Origin of the sequence: Paenibacillus sp. ov031, from assembly GCF_900143165.1 — a bacterium.
GTDB classification, from domain to species: domain Bacteria; phylum Bacillota; class Bacilli; order Paenibacillales; family Paenibacillaceae; genus Paenibacillus; species Paenibacillus marchantiae.
On the sequence record NZ_FRDO01000001.1, the window covers coordinates 1,735,488 to 1,753,990 of the forward strand.

The 18,503-nt window shown below is 44.0% G+C and carries 10 protein-coding genes; 1 reads left to right on the forward strand and 9 read right to left on the reverse strand.

Translation table 11 applies throughout. The features are described 5' to 3' along the window. The first annotated feature begins 500 nt into the window (after window positions 1–500). A complete protein-coding gene (locus BUA17_RS07385) occupies window positions 501–986 on the forward strand; it encodes a hypothetical protein (RefSeq protein WP_072733093.1) in 486 nt (161 codons plus the stop codon). Between the two features lie 274 nt (window positions 987–1,260). On the opposite strand, the gene BUA17_RS07390 is transcribed toward BUA17_RS07385, so the two are convergent. The 9 genes from BUA17_RS07390 to BUA17_RS07430 all read right to left on the reverse strand — a co-directional run bounded on the left by BUA17_RS07390 (window position 1,261) and on the right by BUA17_RS07430 (window position 18,368). Then, entirely contained in the window at window positions 1,261–2,133 is an 873-nt protein-coding gene (locus tag BUA17_RS07390; RefSeq protein WP_072733094.1) for an AraC family transcriptional regulator, read from the reverse strand. Between the two features lie 421 nt (window positions 2,134–2,554). Next, window positions 2,555–7,621 carry a golvesin C-terminal-like domain-containing protein gene (locus BUA17_RS07395; protein WP_072733095.1) on the reverse strand — a complete coding sequence of 1,689 codons (5,067 nt, stop codon included), beginning with the start codon at window positions 7,619–7,621 and terminating at the stop codon, window positions 2,555–2,557. A gap of 261 nt (window positions 7,622–7,882) precedes the next feature. Continuing rightward, window positions 7,883–9,091, reverse strand: coding sequence for an SGNH/GDSL hydrolase family protein (locus BUA17_RS07400; protein ID WP_072733096.1), 1,209 nt, complete (start codon window positions 9,089–9,091; stop codon window positions 7,883–7,885). A gap of 17 nt (window positions 9,092–9,108) precedes the next feature. Beyond that, window positions 9,109–11,340, reverse strand: coding sequence for an FAD-dependent oxidoreductase (locus BUA17_RS07405; RefSeq protein ID WP_072733097.1), 2,232 nt, complete (start codon window positions 11,338–11,340; stop codon window positions 9,109–9,111). An 84-nt stretch (window positions 11,341–11,424) separates the two neighbouring features. Further along, window positions 11,425–13,047 carry a response regulator transcription factor gene (locus BUA17_RS07410; RefSeq protein ID WP_072733098.1) on the reverse strand — a complete coding sequence of 541 codons (1,623 nt, stop codon included), beginning with the start codon at window positions 13,045–13,047 and terminating at the stop codon, window positions 11,425–11,427. Next, the gene (locus BUA17_RS07415; protein WP_244552091.1) at window positions 13,047–14,714 is read right to left on the reverse strand and encodes a sensor histidine kinase; all 1,668 of its coding nucleotides are present in this window, start codon (window positions 14,712–14,714) and stop codon (window positions 13,047–13,049) included. Before BUA17_RS07415 ends, BUA17_RS07410 begins: the two co-directional genes overlap by 1 nt. A 166-nt stretch (window positions 14,715–14,880) precedes the next feature. Continuing rightward, a complete protein-coding gene (locus BUA17_RS07420) occupies window positions 14,881–16,467 on the reverse strand; it encodes an extracellular solute-binding protein (RefSeq protein ID WP_063563708.1) in 1,587 nt (528 codons plus the stop codon). 70 nt (window positions 16,468–16,537) lie between these two features. Continuing rightward, window positions 16,538–17,407: a carbohydrate ABC transporter permease gene (locus BUA17_RS07425; RefSeq protein ID WP_063563707.1), complete on the reverse strand. Its 870-nt coding sequence runs from the start codon at window positions 17,405–17,407 to the stop codon at window positions 16,538–16,540. A gap of 13 nt (window positions 17,408–17,420) precedes the next feature. Beyond that, window positions 17,421–18,368: an ABC transporter permease gene (locus BUA17_RS07430; protein ID WP_053781115.1), complete on the reverse strand. Its 948-nt coding sequence runs from the start codon at window positions 18,366–18,368 to the stop codon at window positions 17,421–17,423. Window positions 18,369–18,503 lie beyond the last annotated feature (135 nt).

Here is an 18,503-nt window from a genome sequence, read left to right on the forward strand (position 1 = left end):
CAAGTTCTGCTTAGGAGATTTTCTATAGGCTTTTTAGTTCATATATTATTCTAACCACCGAAATTACCTCTCTGAGCACATTAAAGATATTCATTATCCATAATAACTATAATGTATAAAATAAGATTTGTAAATAACAATGTTTAACACACCAACCCCCTAATTTCCTACACTTGACCTAACCCGATATTTCATAAAAATTGGCAGAATCCTCCATCTATCACCAACGATCCAAGCTGGCATGAAACATGGAGTAAGGTGCTTGCTATCGTTCTCCTCAGTCTTGTAAGTCTGTTGGGTACTCGACCATGAAGCCTAATAGCCCGTCGCCAGAAGCTCTGCTAAAGTTAATGAATCGCGATCTCCTCATTCAGAGAACAGGCCGTTTGCGTATGACAGTCTCTTGGCAGGCGAATTTTATTCAATTTTTATCCATAAAAGAAAAATATATGATATATTTGATAAGTCACTTAAAACATATCAGGAAAAGAGGATGTTCTATGAAAAAAGTCTTTTTATCATGTATTGCCATGCTCTTGTTTTTGATTTCATTTTCCCCTGTGACTTCCGCCGCCAGTGGAGATCGTCTGATTTATGACACGATGTATAACGTCGCCGGTGGCGGGTTAGTGTCAAACAATATCAGGTTTTCGTTTCAATTTGATAATTATGGTGATGCGCAGATCTGGGACGTCAAGGCACGCAAGATGATATGGAACAGCAAAACCAAGGACACAAGAATACATAAACTCCAGATTAATTATTTCAGCGGGAAGTTGGTTATATCAGATCCGCAAAACACACCTTATTGGACGTCAGATAACCTAGCATGGTCTAAGACATATTATGGAGCAGACAATGTGCCAGCCAATCTTAGAGGCAATGTGCTGATCATGCAAAATGACGGCAATCTGGTACTGTACAACAATGAAAATCCGGCCTTGGGCTGGTATCCTGTCTGGGCTTCCCATACAGGTGGACATTAAACACCATAACAGTACCTTGCAAATGGATTCACGCACTCATCTGTCATCATTATGTAATGTAATCTGATTCTCATTAAACAGTTGTTGTACACCAAAAGATCTCTTCAATAACGAAGAGATCTTTTGGTGTTTCACATATAACCGACATTTGCAACTCAAAAATTCAATAATTCTCGCTTGCTCACTACATAGGAATACAAATTGAGGATGGGACTCTTCTTTATCCGCGATTTAAATCTATTGCGCCACCCCACACTTATGAAGATAAACAGCTTTATCTCTTCTGTATTGGTATCCATATCTCGCTTCTGTATTGCAAAGAAGTAACATCCTTATGCTCATTCCACAGGATTTCCGGTCCTTCGCTCAGCTCATAATCTGAAGAAGGAAACCACTCGGAATAGATTCTTCCCCAGATATCCTGAAGCGTACCGGGAAAAGGACCAACGACAGTAAACACTGCCCATGTCGAGGAAGGCACTTCCAGTTGTGCCAAACCCTCAGGAGCCTTTTGGGTCGTAGCTGCACCGATATAATAATCTAGTTCCCCCTTTTCCTCCATCCGTTCCTCACTAAAATGAGCCGAAGCACTAATTAGCCCAAGCGGCTGAACATTGGATATCCTCTTAATCGTCTCAATTAATTCCGGCGTAAGACGTTGATACATCGCAGCAATGTCCGGGTTTACCCCGCTGAACACGATCGGCACCCTTTTACTGATACCCACAACCCGAAAGGCCTCTTTGTCTTCAATACGGTAGTTCATTTCGCTTCCTCCTTGAATGGTCAATTGGAATGTCATTCGAGGGAAGGCCTTGAGTGATGGACCATGATTTTTCGCTTCCGAGGGCGTAACCCCATGCATGCTCTGAAAAGCTCTAGCGAAGGAATCCGGAGAAGTATATCCATATTTGAGGGCAACATCAATGACTTTACTGTCATTCCGGCTTAGTTCCAGAGCTGCCAGCGTCAAGCGCCGACGTCGGATATACTCTGACAAAGTAATGCCGCTTAGAAAGGAAAACATACGTGTAAAATGGTATTCCGAGCAGCAGGCGATTCGTGCTACCTCTTTCATATCCACAGAATCCGTTAGATTCTCCTCAATATAGCTCAAGCCCTCATTCAATCGTGCTAGTGCATTCATGATCTTTCCCTCCCTCGTTGATCTAAGCATATCAGAGCCTTTCTTCTCGTATCCGACATTCCCTGCACCATTTTGCAGGCATTGCTACTTTCATGATTTCCTGACCAGCCCCATTAAACGCCTCTCCGCTCTTGTCCAACACTGCTCAACGTCAAGTTGATGGCCCATGGCAAACCTGTATTAATTTACGTCTACTTGTTATTAGATAATATATTAAATTACTAATGGTGTCTTTTTAAAGCATTTGCTAAAAGGAGCGACTTCAATGGGAACATGTTCTTGTCCCCCGACCAAAAAAGCCGAATGGATTGTTCTCATCCACTCAGCTTTTAGGGTAATTTCACAATAATTTGTATAGCATCACCTCAATAACTCACAAGTACAACTAACTGCATCATGTAAGCCTGTCGCAACACCGCTATTATTCAGAAAGTATTGGTTCACCACCTGGCGCCTCATTTGCAAGCAGCTCTGAACCATCGGAATGCCGTTCGAACATAACTGCGTCAACCCTCGTATAGATCATATCCGCAGGAAGCGTTGGTGGGTCTACCGTTGTAGGCGTAACTCTTGTTAACCGTACATACTCGCTGCCGTCACCCGTAAAGTCGAACGTTCCTAAATTAACCCAACCCGATGAGCCGGCCGTTGCATCGATATAGGTGACCTCAGTACCCGTCTTATGCTTCACTTCCACTTTGACATTATTATCGTTTCCCGTCGTATGGACGAGCTTGTAGATCGAGACTGTATATTTCCCCTCTGGAAACTGGCCTTTCCACGTTGCAGATGATCCTTGAACTGTAGAGTAACGGGACTTAACCCCAATTTTGTATCCGGCTAAATTGCTTTGACTCCAAGACCCTTCTGTCGTGTATAACCCAGTTGTATTTGTACTGTCCACGATAACCGTTAAGTCCTTGATCGTGATGTTCAAAGATGGTGTGGTTATGGTCACTCCGTCAATCGTGACAGTAGCCCATACCTCAATGTGATCCGTGTCCCCATCGAGATTAAGAAGGGTCAACACCCCACTGCTATCCACTTCGGCCAGATCCGTACGATCAACGAAATACTGCACATCGGCCTGTGTTAAATCACCGATCAAACCGTTATCCAAATAGCCGGTTACGCTCAGCTGTGCGGTTTGAGTCATCTGCAGCTCGTTCCGATCAGACAGGATCACAGCAGACTCCAATTGCGGTACCCTGTTCGGGTCCACCCACATGATCGCATCGGCAATGACCCTGGACTTGTTGGCTTTATTGGTTAGTTCCACGTACCCACTATCGCCTGCAGCAAAAGGATAATCCCCTAGGTGCACCCAAGTACCATTCGCTGCTGTCTCATCAACAGTAACCGTCTCGGAGCCTCCGCTGTAATACACGGTAAATGAGGCATTCGTTGTCCAATTTTCACTTGCAGAGGTGATTTGCGGAATCTTGTAATAGACACTGTAAGTGACACTTTCCGGCAGCTCAGGCCTCCATCTCATTTTGCTTGTCGCGTTGCCGGCCGTAGATTTGGCATACACATAGTTATCATAGTAATAGTTGTCAGCCGTCGTATCCCTTATCCAGACGCCTTCTGTCTCCGCCTCCGTATTATCCACAATGATAGATGAACTCTCCTGCCCATCGGGTTGGACTGGAATTTCCGTAACCTGATCAGGCAGATAAAGTGTCCGCTTGCGGGTCTGTTTCCCCTCTGATTCCACGTAATACGTGAAAGTTTGGGATAAATCATTCACCCGTATCGACCATTCCATTGGGTATATCGTATCTGGGACGGTCGTATACGTAGCCCCGCCATCCAAGGAATAATGAATGGTCGCGGGTTTCGTCGTTTTGGCCTGCACATAAGCATCATAGACCGTTTCGTCGGGTTTAACCATCAGCATGCCTTTAACCGCATCAATTGGACTATGGGTATCAAAGAAATAACTTGCATCCGATGGTTCAGCCGTTCTAACCTGATGCAGCGGCACATCAATGTTAAGTCCTTCTACAATGATCGCGGTGATTCCCTTACCTGAAACCGTGGCTTGAATGATTCCGCCACTCATAACTGCTTGCTCTGGTGTACCATTGTCGCGGATGATCGTTACAGTATAATCCTGTGTCGGGTTGAATCCAATGATTTGTTCATTCAATTCGATCGGAGTCTGAACTTCATCTGACGATGCATTGCTTAGCCCGATGTAGAATTTATCCCCGCTTTCACCCGTTATCCAATTCAATTGAGGATGGTTGGTCTTAATAATCCCCTTGGGCATCCAAAGCCAAACGTCGGAATTACCATAAAATTGACCTGGTTTATTACCATAGAGGTGATATTTGAACCATAAAAAATTCGTTTCAAATACGGAAGGAAATGTAATGCTCCCGTTCGATTTCAATGATTGTTCGCTGATCAAATAATCCATCGTTTGTCCTAGCTGCCCCGGAATATGGTGATAATAGATGGATGTAGCCCCGCTTGGGCCTTCCAGAGGAAAGTCCGGTTCAAGTTGGCTAACGGCGAAGCCTTTATAGTAATAACCTGGATAACTGGAATATCGACCAATAACCGCATTATGAGCAATATCCTGCAGCAGTTTATCCCCTGTATAGAGCGACAATCTCAGCATGAATGGAGCTTCCTGAGCATTCATCCGATAATAGCCGGTTGTACTTCCTGCTTCAAACGTCAATCCGCTCGGTGAAACAAGCCAACGATCCGCTTGAACGCCTCCGGCTATATCTTCTGGAAGCTTGAGCCTAGGATATTGAAATTTACCACTTTCCGGCCAATGGAACGACTCCGCGTAATTATACGTCTCAGGCTGAGGAATCGTAACGTTACCTTCAGGAACTGGACGAGCAACGAACATGGTTGCATACCGTTTGGCTTCCTTATAAGCGGCATTCAAGTATTTGGGATCCTGAGTTTCCTCATATAGCTCCAAGATCTCCATCCACAGCTTGCTATAATAATAAATGAACTCATTTTTACTCACATCCACGGTTGCAGGCGTATCGATATATTGCAAGATATAACTATCGGCTGCATCCTTGGCAGCCTGCAAATACTGCGCCTCTCCTGTCATTCGATACATCATCAGGGGTTGAATGACAGGCCCCCGGTCTTTCTGGTCCGGGTCTCGCATGAGGTACTCTTCCTGTGCCAGCGCCCCAATTCCTGCCGAAGTGCCCATCATCTGATTGACGGCGGCTACGCTTGAAGCATCGAACGGCAGAGTAGCCATTTTCCATAAGGAAGGCACACCGTATACTTTCTTCTGCGTCGGCGACCAACCGATACCATTTCGCGATACGCCATACTGGACGGACGGCAGTGCTCTCGTATCGTAAAGCTGGTCATCCCCAGTCAAATAGTAAGCCCCCAAAAGAACCGCATTCGAGCTTGTTCGGACGCTGTCCTCGTTTTCGATATCAATAAAGCCCTTGGCACGGCTCCACCACCCGCTGGGTGACGGGACATAATTAACAGAGTCGTCCCCTTGCGGCTCAATCTTAAGTAAATCGATCATATTGAACATCGCGTCAGTTAGCGACTGATCTGACACATTTTCGCGGTATGCTGAATAACCGTACTCATTGCGAAGAATATCCGCGTAGGATTCATACAGATTGCTTTTTTGAGCGATTAGCCCCATATGAAATTGATAAGTGCTCTCTGCGGTCATTTGCGAATAAGTTCCTAATTGAGGCGCATACAAGATTGGCTGCACGCTGCCTTCGTTGTTGACCAGACTCATGCCAAGCCGTTGTTTCGTAACGCCTCCCGTCGGTTCAAATTCAACCGGAAGCTCTGCCGAAGGTACAAATACACCATACGTTAATGGATTTCCCGAACCATCATTTTTCTCAACCAGGCTCATCGGAGCGCTCAGCTCTCTCAAACTTGTTGATTCCACTGTACCTACCATTTTGGCATGTGACCTGAATCCATTTAACACTTCATTGATGCCCGAGACTGCTTCTGTTGTGAAGGACTGATATCCAATCACATAATTGCCGTCGCGACGAGGCGTAAAGGCGAAAGAAACATCTGGTTTTTCCCCTGCCATGGACCAGTTCACTTCAAAATCGTAATCACTGCCATGCGTAGAATCGGTTAACACCGCCGTGTGGTTATCGGGAAAATGGACCCCATCGAATGTAATCCAGCGTTTGTTCATCGTATCGTAGTAATTGGTTCGGCTGCCCGCATTCCCATCCAATAAAACCCATTGCTCCTCAAGTCTTTCCGATACGTTATTGATTGGCGTCCAGTTTCCCGTGTCCGTGTTCTTATAGAACATGTCACGAACGATGGATTTCCCCCCATCCCATGCTGCCTCATAGAAGGTCGCCTTATAGTTAGCATTTTCGATGCTGCCTTTTTCCGTATAACTGAGATTCGCTAATGTGCGGCTCCGCAGCGGGGGCAAGGGTGGTGCTTGCTGCCGGATATTTCCTTCGAACTTGACTGCATCGGCCCGAGTAATAATCGTACCCGTCGTAGGTTGCGTTCGAGTCAGCCTGACAAATTCGCTATCATCACCACTAAACTGATACTCCCCCAGATCCACCCATCCAACCGATGGACCTGACGAAGGTCTAAGATCCATAAACTTAACATCCGTAATCCCGTTATGAACAATCTCAATCTTCACATTACTATCTGCTTTATCCGCCCAATCCAGCTTATAGAACGATATTTTCGCCGTCCCTGCTTCCAAGCGCGGATTCCATGTGATAGTTCTACCTACAGCATCCGTATATTTGGAACTGGAATTATTGTATCCCTTTACTCCTGCGCTTGTGGTCCAATATGGAGCGGAGAACCCGTTATTGACGTTGCCTGAATCAACAGTGACGACATTATCAATTGTGAGGCTTCCATCATCAATGATGATCGTCTTGTGTGGTTCTTTCTGCCTTATATTCCCTTCGAACTTTACCGCATCCGCACGCGTAAGGATCGTATTCGTGGTGCCGGTAGACCGGGTCAATTTAACGAATTCTTCACCAACTCCGGAAAAATAGTACTCTCCCAAATCAACCCAACCAGCTGGAGCGCCAGATGAGGGTCTTAAATCCATAAAGACTACATCCGTCGTTCCATTATGAACAATTTCGATTTTCACATTGCTATCAGCCTTATCTGCCCAATCCAGCTTATAGAAAGATATTTTCGCCGTTCCTGCTTCCAAGCGTGGGTTCCATGTTATCGTTCTGCCTGCTGTACTCGTATATTGGGTGCTGGAAAGATCATACCCCTTCACCCCTGTGCTTGTGGTCCAATTTGGAGCCGAATATCCATTGTTCTCGTTACCCGCATCAGGTGTCACAACATCATTAATCTTAATGCTCCCGTCATCGATGATAATGGTCTGATAAGGTAAGGTCTCCGCATAAGCGGCCCTTATTCCGATCAGGCTGGAAGGAACTACTATCGTCAACATGAAAACGATGAAGAAAAACAGCTTCCTTTTGACCATACAACTCACAGCCTCTCCTATTAATGATAACGCTTCCAAAAAGTAATACCCCTTTAATCAAATGATCGTAAAAAAGCAATTAACCTTAACATTCTGGCTAATCCCGCTCTGTCGTTTCTATCTTAGCATGTCACATCACCGTGAAATTTCTTTCATTTTAAGAATTTCTTATAAGATTTTAAGTAAAAAAAGAAACCTACATCCTAATTGAGCGCTCATTGCAGTCAGATAGAATATAGGTCTTCCAAGTAGACCAATCAATTATAATGGCGGCTGCACCAATAGCAACTTCCCAAGCTGAATGACCGTTTGATTATACCAAGCCGGATGTTGTCGAACATGTTCCATACCTCTTTCATTGCCACTTGCCTCAAACACGGCCGCTTTGTCTGTCTTCTTGTGATCGATTTCGAAGCGAACCGTATGTTTCCCATTCGGTAGCTCCGGTAAGTAAACATATTGATTTCGATTATGATCGTTATATGAAGTGAATCGATCGATAAGAAAGGGTTCACCCTCATCCACCGTCACCTTCAATCTGCCAGAATCCGGCCCCCCAATATCGAATAATCCGATGTGGGTTCCCTCAAACTCCACTGTGATCGTCTCTCCGGGATCGACTGCTCGCCATAGACCGGGGAACAACCATTCATACTCGCGCACTAAAGGAAAATCATCAGGGGTCATGTAAGACCACCCCGCGGAAAAATGAGTAAGACTATCCAGTGGCAGCATGGTTGCATACTCCCAAGGATTGGCCGGGACCAATGGATCCTGCGGCAAGTGATGTTCGACTTTTCCTACGTGATCTCGAAGCTCTCTGATTTTCTCAAACGACCGGGTGATTGTATCTGTGTAAATCTGATGTCCTTCGGGAATCGTTGGGTGAATCGAATCATGTGTAAAAATAACAGCTCCGGGAATAGACACGTCTGCTCTTAAGGTGAAAATGAGCTTTCCATCCAAAACCAATTGACTGACTGCTACGCCCAGATGAATCGAAGGAATGCCGTAATAGTCAGCGACTTCCTCTTGCATACGAGCGCCCTTCTGGTATTGGCCGGATTGAAATGAGGTCAAATCCCGTTCCTTAACCGTGTACACAAACAGGATATCGGTAAACCGGCTGTGCTTGCGAATCTGTCGGACAATACCTTCGATCCGAGCCTTGGATTCGGGAACTCCGCCATCGTTACCAACAAATTCAACAAACACGAGATCAGGCTGATGACGCAGTACATCTATCTCCAAACGGGCGCAGCCGAGGTCCGATCCTGTCCCATCAATGCCTGCATTCACAGAGCGGATATCTGCATTGGGATATTGCCCTCGCAGCCAATCCGCCGTCATGACCCTGTATCCTTTAGAACGCGTATTACTGCCGCCAAAATAGACAATTGTTACTGTTTCCCCATTTTCCAACTTTTGAATGACATTAGGCAGCCCTCTTCGAGGGAAAAATTCCTTCATCGTGACTTCACCCGCCCTCACTTAGCGTTTTTAGGAGCAAAAAATTTGACAGCAAACACTTCATAATAAGGCGAACCATACGTTGCACAGAAATCAAACCGGATTCGGGTTACACCTTTTGCATGCACCTGATGTTTATTCAACGAAAGATAATTACCACGGATATTCATTTCACTCTCGGTTCCGTCTTCTAAGGTTATGATCACATCATAATCTTGAATCAACGGCTCGATCGGATCGTCGAAATGCTCCAAATTCAGCTGCGAATTGAAAACAAGATGGATTTCATCCAGATTCTTGGGGCTTGCAAAACCAAATTCCAACCATTCCTGTCCTTCTCTACGTTCCGAAATCCAACCGTTTGGCAGACCATAAGGTCTGGAGAAACCATTGACGACATTCGCGGGATTATACATATCCTGGGATGGTTTCAGATCCTTGAAGCAAATGCTCTTATTAAGCTTCTTCAGCCTGGACGGCTCTTCCGGTTTATAAAAGAAGCTCACCGCTCCAGTCATTTTCTCTTCATTGCCGTGTACGGCAAGGCTCGCCGCACCTTCCAATACGATGTAGATTTTGTCATCAGCTGGCCTCTTGCAGCTGAGGTCCAGTGTAATCCAGTCATCGTGACCCGCTGAAATCAACAAGTTGTAGCCTTTCAGCTCGCTGGCGGGAATATAGTTTTCCTTCCGCTCCCCGCCAAACAGCTTCACTTGCAACGTTTCCGATTGCTCGGATCTATTTTTTATTTTGATCTGCACGCTTTCAGCCAAGGATGTCTGAATCGGTAAGACCAAACATAACGCTTTTTCCAAGGAGATCTCTTCGGTAGGATGCAGATGATCATAGCTTCGCTGAGACGAGGCACGAATCGTTAAGCCGTCAGCAAAATAAGGATCCAACTGCTCTTGAAACCCTACAATCGTTTGCCCGTCTCGAAGCAGCTGCGTCTGAAGCTCATCCATATGCGCTTTGACGATGTCCGCGGGGTCTGTATCATATTTTACGCATAACGCAGCAGCCGTTCCTACCGCCTGCCCCATACAACCACAGGTTGCCATCACCCTTGTAGACCCGAAAGCTACATGGGTAGCGCTTATATTGCGGCCAGCGAACATGAGATTGGGAATATTACGTGAAAATAAGCTGCGGAAAGGGATATTATACAACCCCGGCACAAAATTCCAAGCTGTAGCCGGCCCTTCATCGTAGATGCCTTTATTCGCATGCAGATCCATATACCAGCCTCCGACGGATACAGCATCTTCGAAGTGAGTCTTTGCTGTAAGATCGTTCTGAGACAGCATGTGCTCCCCGATAAACCGTCTTGACTCCCGCTTTCCCGGAATAGGGCATACATAATCCAAGATGAGATTGTCTACATCATCAAACTCACCGCTATTTTTGATATAATCCCAGATCCCGTACACCAATTTCCGCAGTTCCAATGCGATGTCTTCATTATTCTTGATAATATCCATATGTCCGCCGTATTCCAGCCACCACAATCCACCAAGTCCATTGATTTTCCTTGGAAAAGACCGATGGTTTAACCCTTTTCTGATACTATCGAAAAACTCCAGCTTCGTGATATCATACGCAAAGCCAGGCCTTTTGTAAGGAACGGCATAGTTTACGTCACGGGCTTGAAACAGAATCGTATCGCCCATCGTGTAATGATCCGCCACTTCTGGAGCAAGCTCCTCCTTGTATTCATGCTTCGCCTCTCTTCCCCATCGGAAGTCAGCACCTGCTTGGTATCCAACAATTCCATCACCGGAGCAATCGATATAGGTTGGGCTTTCAAAACGAAATTTTCTTTCGGAAGCTAATTGAAGGCCCTCTACCCATTGAATTCTGCCGTTCTCGATGCCCGTTTCATGTACACATGTATTCAGAAACAGAGAAATGTTAGGCTCATCATAAACCATGTCGAGCAAGACCGTATCCGAAAGCGAAAGCATAAGCTTCTTGTTGTATAACGGATTATAATGAAAGATCTTCAGCTTGAGTTCTTCTACCAACCCGCCCTCGCGGGCATAATAGGATGGACTATTTCCGAGATATGCCGACCCGTTGATATGAACTCTGACCTCGCTGCTCGCATTTCCCCCAAGCACCGGCCGATCATTAATAAGTGAAACCTGCAGACCTTGGCGTGCAGCTGCAATGGCAGCACATATCCCTGCAATACCTCCACCTACGACGGTTACATCTGCTTTCATAAGCTCCATTTTGATAACCTCCATGATTAGATGCTCCTATCATGGTAATGGTTTTGGCCTCTTTTTTTTTACAGGATTTCACGAAAAAATCATACATTTTTTGTATCCTTATTTGGATTCGTACCGTGTCATTTTTATCCGATATTGCTTAGGTGTATCACCCGTATATTCTTTGAACAGTTTGCAAAAGTAACCTTCATTGACGATGCCTACTTCCTCACACAATTCCAATAAAGAATAATCCCGGACGTTTAACAACTCGAGAGCGAGATGGATTTTTTTACGGTTGATGTAGCTGATCACGCCTTCGCTCATTGTTTTTTTGAATAAGCTGCTAAAATACGATGGCGCTAGATTCACTTCCTCCGCAATTGCCTCCAACGTTAAGCGTTGTTTCAGGTTTTTCTCGATAAAATGCATAGCACTCATGATTTCTGCACGATGTAATAGTTGGCCCGCGTGTACGTATTCGAATGTGAAGTCACCAATATAGGCAAGCTGCTCCTGAAAAGCCATAAATTCCATGGGAAAGTCTGGGACTTCCGTGGCCATCTTGTTCCCTGATTTAAACTTTACGGTAATGTCTCTGTACAAGTCTCTAATCATGGGCGCCATGATGGACTTGTGGATTTTATGGTCCGAAACAAATTGAGACAGATCGGCAAGTGCATTCTCCAGCTCTTCCTTGGAAATCTTCCTTTTCATCCGTATAAGAAAATCAGCCAGCTTCTGCTGAAAGTCTGCTTTTTTGTCATTATCGTATTGGAACCGATGCATCGGTGTTTTTACTACTTTCTCGGTATGATAATAGAAATCCTCACTCACATTTTTAGCTTCCGTGTATGCCTGTTTGATCGATTGCCAGCCTCGGTGTGGACCACCAAAAGCGACGGATACCCTTTGATTCAAATATTGATGCAAATGAGAGACGATCTGCCCTCCCAGTGATAGGCAAGCATATTCCGTTTCCATATCACTGCGGTTATTTTCCCAGGATAGAAAGCCAATAAAACGATTATCGGACAGATCCGCAGCTACCCCACTGCCACCATTCATTACCGTTTCTTCGATGATATTCGTAATCGCATATTTCAAGATGTTTTGATCTGCGGCAGCGTATTCGTTGCGGAAACTTTCATAGGTATTCATCTCAACGATGAAGCAGCAATAGTTCGCTTGAAAGAAATGAAACTGCATGCGATTAGCAAAATCCGATGCCCGATGAGAAGGAATTTCGCCTCTGATCAGTTCGTTAAAAAATTGCTTGCGCACTCTATATTTATTTTCAAGCACGGATACGTTTAACGATTGAAATTCCGCTTCTTTTTTCTTAAACTCATTTAAAATTCCAGCTGCCTTATCCAAAGCTCGATTCAAATCCGCTTCCCTCAGCGGAACCTTTACAATGTACTCCAATACGTTGGCTTGAATCGCTCGCTGGGCGTATTCAAAGGATGAATAGGCGGTCAAAAGTATGTATTGCGTATGGGGGAGCTCCGCCTTGAGCTGCTCAATCATGGAGATTCCGTCCATTCGCGGCATAACGATATCGGATATGACGATGTCCGGCTTAATTTTTATGATCTCCTCGATCCCATTCAGCCCATTATTCGCTTTGCCCACTAGAACAAATCGCTTATCCCTATGAGAGAGTTCATTAAAAAACAATTCCAATCTTTGAATGATCAGGTCTTCATCATCAACAATGAAGCAGGTATAATCTCTCACCATTATGCATCTCCTTTTTGCAATTCTGCCGGGAATACAGCGCGTATACGGGTTATTTCCTTAGGTATGCTAATGATTTGCAGTCCAAATTGATCGCCATAGTGAAGTCTTATTCGGCCATGAATATTATTTAGCCCGATTCTTTTCCTTTTTAGTTCCATTTCACTCGGTTCTGAGGTTAAAATATGCTTTATTTTATCAGCTGGAATTCCCTCGCCTTGATCAACAACTTCTATGATGACGATACTGTCCTCCCTGTACGCATGAATCGTAATAGGCCCCTCAATTCCCCCTCCGTTATAACCATGGAAGATGCTATTCTCCACAAGAGGCTGCAGCAGCATTCGAAAAACAGGAAAATCCATTAACCCTGCTTCGATATTTTCAATCAAGTGGAAGTTTCGGTTATACCGAATGTTCTGGATCTCAATATAGTCCGCTACATTACGTAGTTCCTGACTTAAGGAAACCTTCTCTGAAGCATCGTCTATCCCGTATTCCAATAATGAAATAAGCGATCCGATGACTACATCTACTTTCTCTATTTGTCCGAGACGTATAACGTTGCTGATCGAACCAAGTGTGTTATACAGAAAATGAGGGTTAATTTGAGACTGTAGCACCTGGATTTCCAACTTCCGCTCAAGTTCATTATGAAGTTCCGCTCGCCGAATCAGTTCCACAATTTGCTGCAGCATACGATCGAATGCTCGTGAAAGATCTCCAAACTCATCGTTTCGATTAACCGTAATTGTCGTTGTGAGTAAGCCTTGCTCCACTTGCTTCATTTTTGTTTTGAGTGTATACAGTGGTTTCCTTATATATTTGGCAACCAAAAAAGAAATGATCAAACTTAAGAGAAGACCTGCAGCTAGAAGCTCAATATAATAGGTTTCCAATCTGGACAAAGCTGCTTTCAAGCGTGATTCATCATTAATTGAGATGATAGTCCAGTTGAATTTCTCCGTCGGTTTTTTTAGAAGGGAGACCGGAATGCCACCCATCGTATGCAGTTGAAGATTTGTTTCTGTCGTATCCAGAATTTGTTCCGCTGACGTTTCCCCGATCGAAAACGTATGATCTTGAATATTCAGTAGTCCTTTATTTTCAGAAAATCCGGCAATGATTTTACCTGACGCTGTGATCAGAGCCAGATTCATTTGTTCTTGTTTATTAATCTTGAACAAGGTTTCTTCAATGGCATTTAGATCCAAGTCAACCGCAATGGCCATTGGAAACGGAGCACCGTTCAGATATCGAACCATCGTAACGGTCCAGCCGGAATACTTCGATTTGTAAGGTTCACTAACAAAGGTAGTCCTTCTGTTCTTGTCAGCCGCATCAAACAAAGGTTCTCTTTCAGATAAAGGTTCATCGAATATTCGGGTAGCTGTACTTCCGCCTAGAATGGATAAATCGCTTTTAATCAAATAAATATTGCTGACGTAACTACTATTGAGTTCATACAGTTCTCTTAATTGCTTTTTAATCACTTCCGCATTGTCAATATTGGCTTTCACTGATGTTTCGACTGAGAAGAGAATCGTCTGGAAGGAAGAAAAATTAACAGTGAAGTACTGGTCTACCTTGTCAAGGATTTGGTTGGTGTAAAAAATGTCATTGGTTCTTATTTCCTTTTGGACATAGCGATAAGACAATTGGCTTATCAAGATGATGCAACCTAATACAAACGCAAACACGAGAAAAAATAATTTTAAAGGCAAGCTGATTCTTCTTCGCATCCATCATCTTCCTTTTAATTCTATAGTAAACTAAGAATAGCATATGCTAATAAAGAGAGGGGCTACGAATAGCCACTCTCTTTGTTTATTTATTTTACTTAATAAGGCCGGCCTCTTTAAATTGTTTGATTGCTGTTTCCTTATATTTCTGCATGTCAAACTTGGTATCCAACGTTTGGAGGAAATTGTCCCAATTCGAAAGAGGTTCTTTGCCCGTCATAAATTTAACTAAGCTTTCATTAATGAAACGAGTGCGGTCAGCATCCAAAGTATCGTTGGGGTCTGGAGTCAATAAATTTCCGGGCAACGTTGGCCCCACATATTGCTGATTGTCCTTGAAAGCCTCCGCCGTCTTAGGATTCTGGAAGCTGAAGTACTCCGCATCATCACCACGGCGCGGCATTCTATAATGATCGACCCACAGGTACTTCTCTTTCATTTCCTTCGATAACTCGGAGGTTTTATTTTTGATCTTGCCGTCCACCACATCCCAATGAATACCTTTAATTCCGTATGCAAAGTTAGGATAAGCTTCTTCGTCTGTAAAGAGATAATTCAGCATGGACAAGATCCGAATGATTTTGTCCTTATCCGCTTTCGCGGAAATGGCCCATGAATTACCTTGGAATGATTTTCTTTCTACAATTTGATCCCCGTAAGGACCTTTCATCGGAGGAATGACGATCCATTCCGGCACTTCGCCACTAATCTCTTTCATTTTCTGCTGATAATCCGGCTCCAGCCTACGGGCATCTCTGATCATGAAGCCAACTTTACCCTTAAACATCTTTTGGTCCAACAGATCAGGTGAATTCATCGTCACCCAGTCTGGGTCTACCACGTTGGCGGCCATCATTTTGTTAATGTAAGCAAGCGCCTCTTTCATTTTGGGATCGATAAACAGAAATACCGGTTCATTATCTTTTATCTCAACGGCCGAAGGAGGATTGACACCAAACATCCACATCAAGCTATCGAAGCCATAGGTTTGCAGATTACCTTCTTTATTCATACCGCCGATGAATCCGTACGTATCGTTTTTACCATTCCCGTCCGGATCTTTCTCTGTAAAGGCTTTCATAACTTCGAACAACTCATCCGGTGTCGTTGGTACCTCCATATTCAGCTTTTTCAGCCAATCATTGCGGATGAAGAAGCTTCGACTGATACCGTTAACATTATCATAGCCTGGAACTCCAATCGTTTTTCCTTGATAGGACATTGCATCCCATGAGTCGTTGCCAAACCGTTTCTTTAATTCAGGGAATTGATCCAGATACGGTGTCAAATCCGCAAGAACGCCTTGGTCGTAATATTGCGCGAGATCAGCCCGACTCTTCAAGAAGATCAAATCTGGAATATCTCCGCCTGCAATGAGTGTATTCAGTTTGGTTGTTGCTTGCCCAGCTTGAGGAATCATCATATCCAAGTCGATGTTCATCTCTTTTTCCAACATTTGACGTTGAACATCTTCATCACGTGGAGGTACCGGAGCAGCAGCGTTGAAAGTGCCTTGGTTAAACATTGAGATTTTCATTTTGGTTGCAAACTGGCCAGACTGCCCTTGAGAATTACCCGAAGCTGTCGATGTAACTTCTTCATTTCCCCCACATCCTGACAGTAGCGTTCCCAATCCTAAGATTGCCGACAGAATAGCAAATGAAATCTTCTTACGCTGCATATTGACCTCTCCTTTGCTTGTATTTGTATATTATCACGGTTTCCCCGTAATAAGTTAGGTTGGAACACTTTTAACCTTTAACGGATCCCAAGAGCACACCTTTGGTAAAATGCTTCTGTAAAAATGGGTAAACGATCAAAATCGGAATCGTAGTCACAACAACTGTAGCCATCTGCACAGCGAATGTACTTACAGCTCCGGAATTGGCGAGCGACTCAGCGCTTTGTGTTGCGACGTTAAGAAGGATGTTGCGCAAGACTACTTGAAGCGGCATGAGGTTGGAATCATTGATATAAACAATAGCATCAAAATAACTGTTCCAATGCCCCACTGCGTAAAATAAAGAAATGGTGGAAATGACGGGCAAAGACAGTGGTAAAATGATCCGCCATAACGATTGAAGTTCACTTGCACCGTCAACCCTCGCTGATTCCTCGATTTCACCAGGCAATTGCTCGAAAAAGCCTTTAATGATTACCAGATTAAATGCACTAATGAGATTTGGAATAATCAATACCCACGGACTGTTTAGCAACCCCAGAGAGCGAATTAGTAGATAAGTCGGAATTAACCCCCCACTGAACATCATGGTAAACACAATGAATAGTAAAAACGGACTGCGTCCCGGCAAATATTTTTTGGATAACGGATAAGCTGCTAAGACCGTAAATAACACATTAAGCACCGTGCCTACAATCGTTCGAAACAACGTAATTTTATACGCCTGCCAGATCCCATGAGAAATGAATACTTCTTTATAGGCTAGAAAGGTAAAAGATTCTGGTATAATCACAATCCCTCTTCTTAACACTTCCGATTCTGGCGTCACGGAGACAGCAATCACATACAGAAAGGGTAGTAAGCAAAGTAGTGATAAGAAAATAAGAATCACATAAACGACGGATTGCCAGACTTTTTCCCCGATTGTCAAATTGATCATTTTAAAAACCACCTCACCAAATTTGCCCATCGAATTTTTTGGCGAGCTTATTGGCTGCCAAAACTAAACCAAATCCAATGACAGCTTTAAACAATCCTACAGCAGTAGCCAAGCCAATCTTAAGACGCTCCAACCCTTCACGGTATACCCATGTGTCGATAATGTCGATCTTCTCCTGGTTAAAGGTGTTGGCAAACATGAATATTTGGTCAAAGCCAGCATCCAGAATATGGCTTAATTTAAGAATCAGCATCAGAATAATGACTCCTCGAATGCCGGGTAAAGTGATATGCCAGAGCTGTCTCCATTTGGAAGCGCCATCCATTCGAGCCGCTTCATATAAGCTTGGATCAATACCTGCTAATGCGGCGAGGTACAAAATCGCTCCCCATCCAATGTCCTTCCAAATTTCAGATGCGATGACCAGCAGTCTCCCCCAAGCAGGCTCCGTTAGAAATGAAATGGGCTGAAAACCACTTTCCTTCAAAATCATATTAAAAAGGCCATCACCTGGGGCTAATAAGGCTACCATCAATCCATATACAATGACCCAAGACAGAAAGTGGGGTAAATAAGTAATGGTTTGTACGATTTTCTTAAACCATTGGGTATGAACTTCATTGAGCAGTAAAGCAAGTAAGATGGGAGCGGAAAAACCGAACAATAGCTTATAGAGCGAAATAACAATCGTATTTTTCATGATGTCCCAGAAATAAACGCCGTTCATAAAATCCGTAAAATTTTTGAATCCCACCCACGGGCTATCCCATACGCCCAAAGCCAGGTTGTAGTTTTTAAAAGCAATCAATATTCCCGCCATAGGAATGTATTTGAATACGGCAAAGTAAATTAAGGCGGGTAATAAGAGAGCATACATCACTTTATATTTTTGGATCGTCCTTATCCATGACTTCCGCTTTTTGGAGAGGGGAATGGCGTCCGCTGCCAATTTCACTTGCATATCATCACCTCGTCTTTGTTTGTATTTGTATATTAGCACCCCCCTATCGGATAAATTTCTGAAATTTCAAGAATTTCTTATAAGATATTAAGGATGTGTGTCTTGGATCGTTCCAACAGCTCATACCGGAAAGTG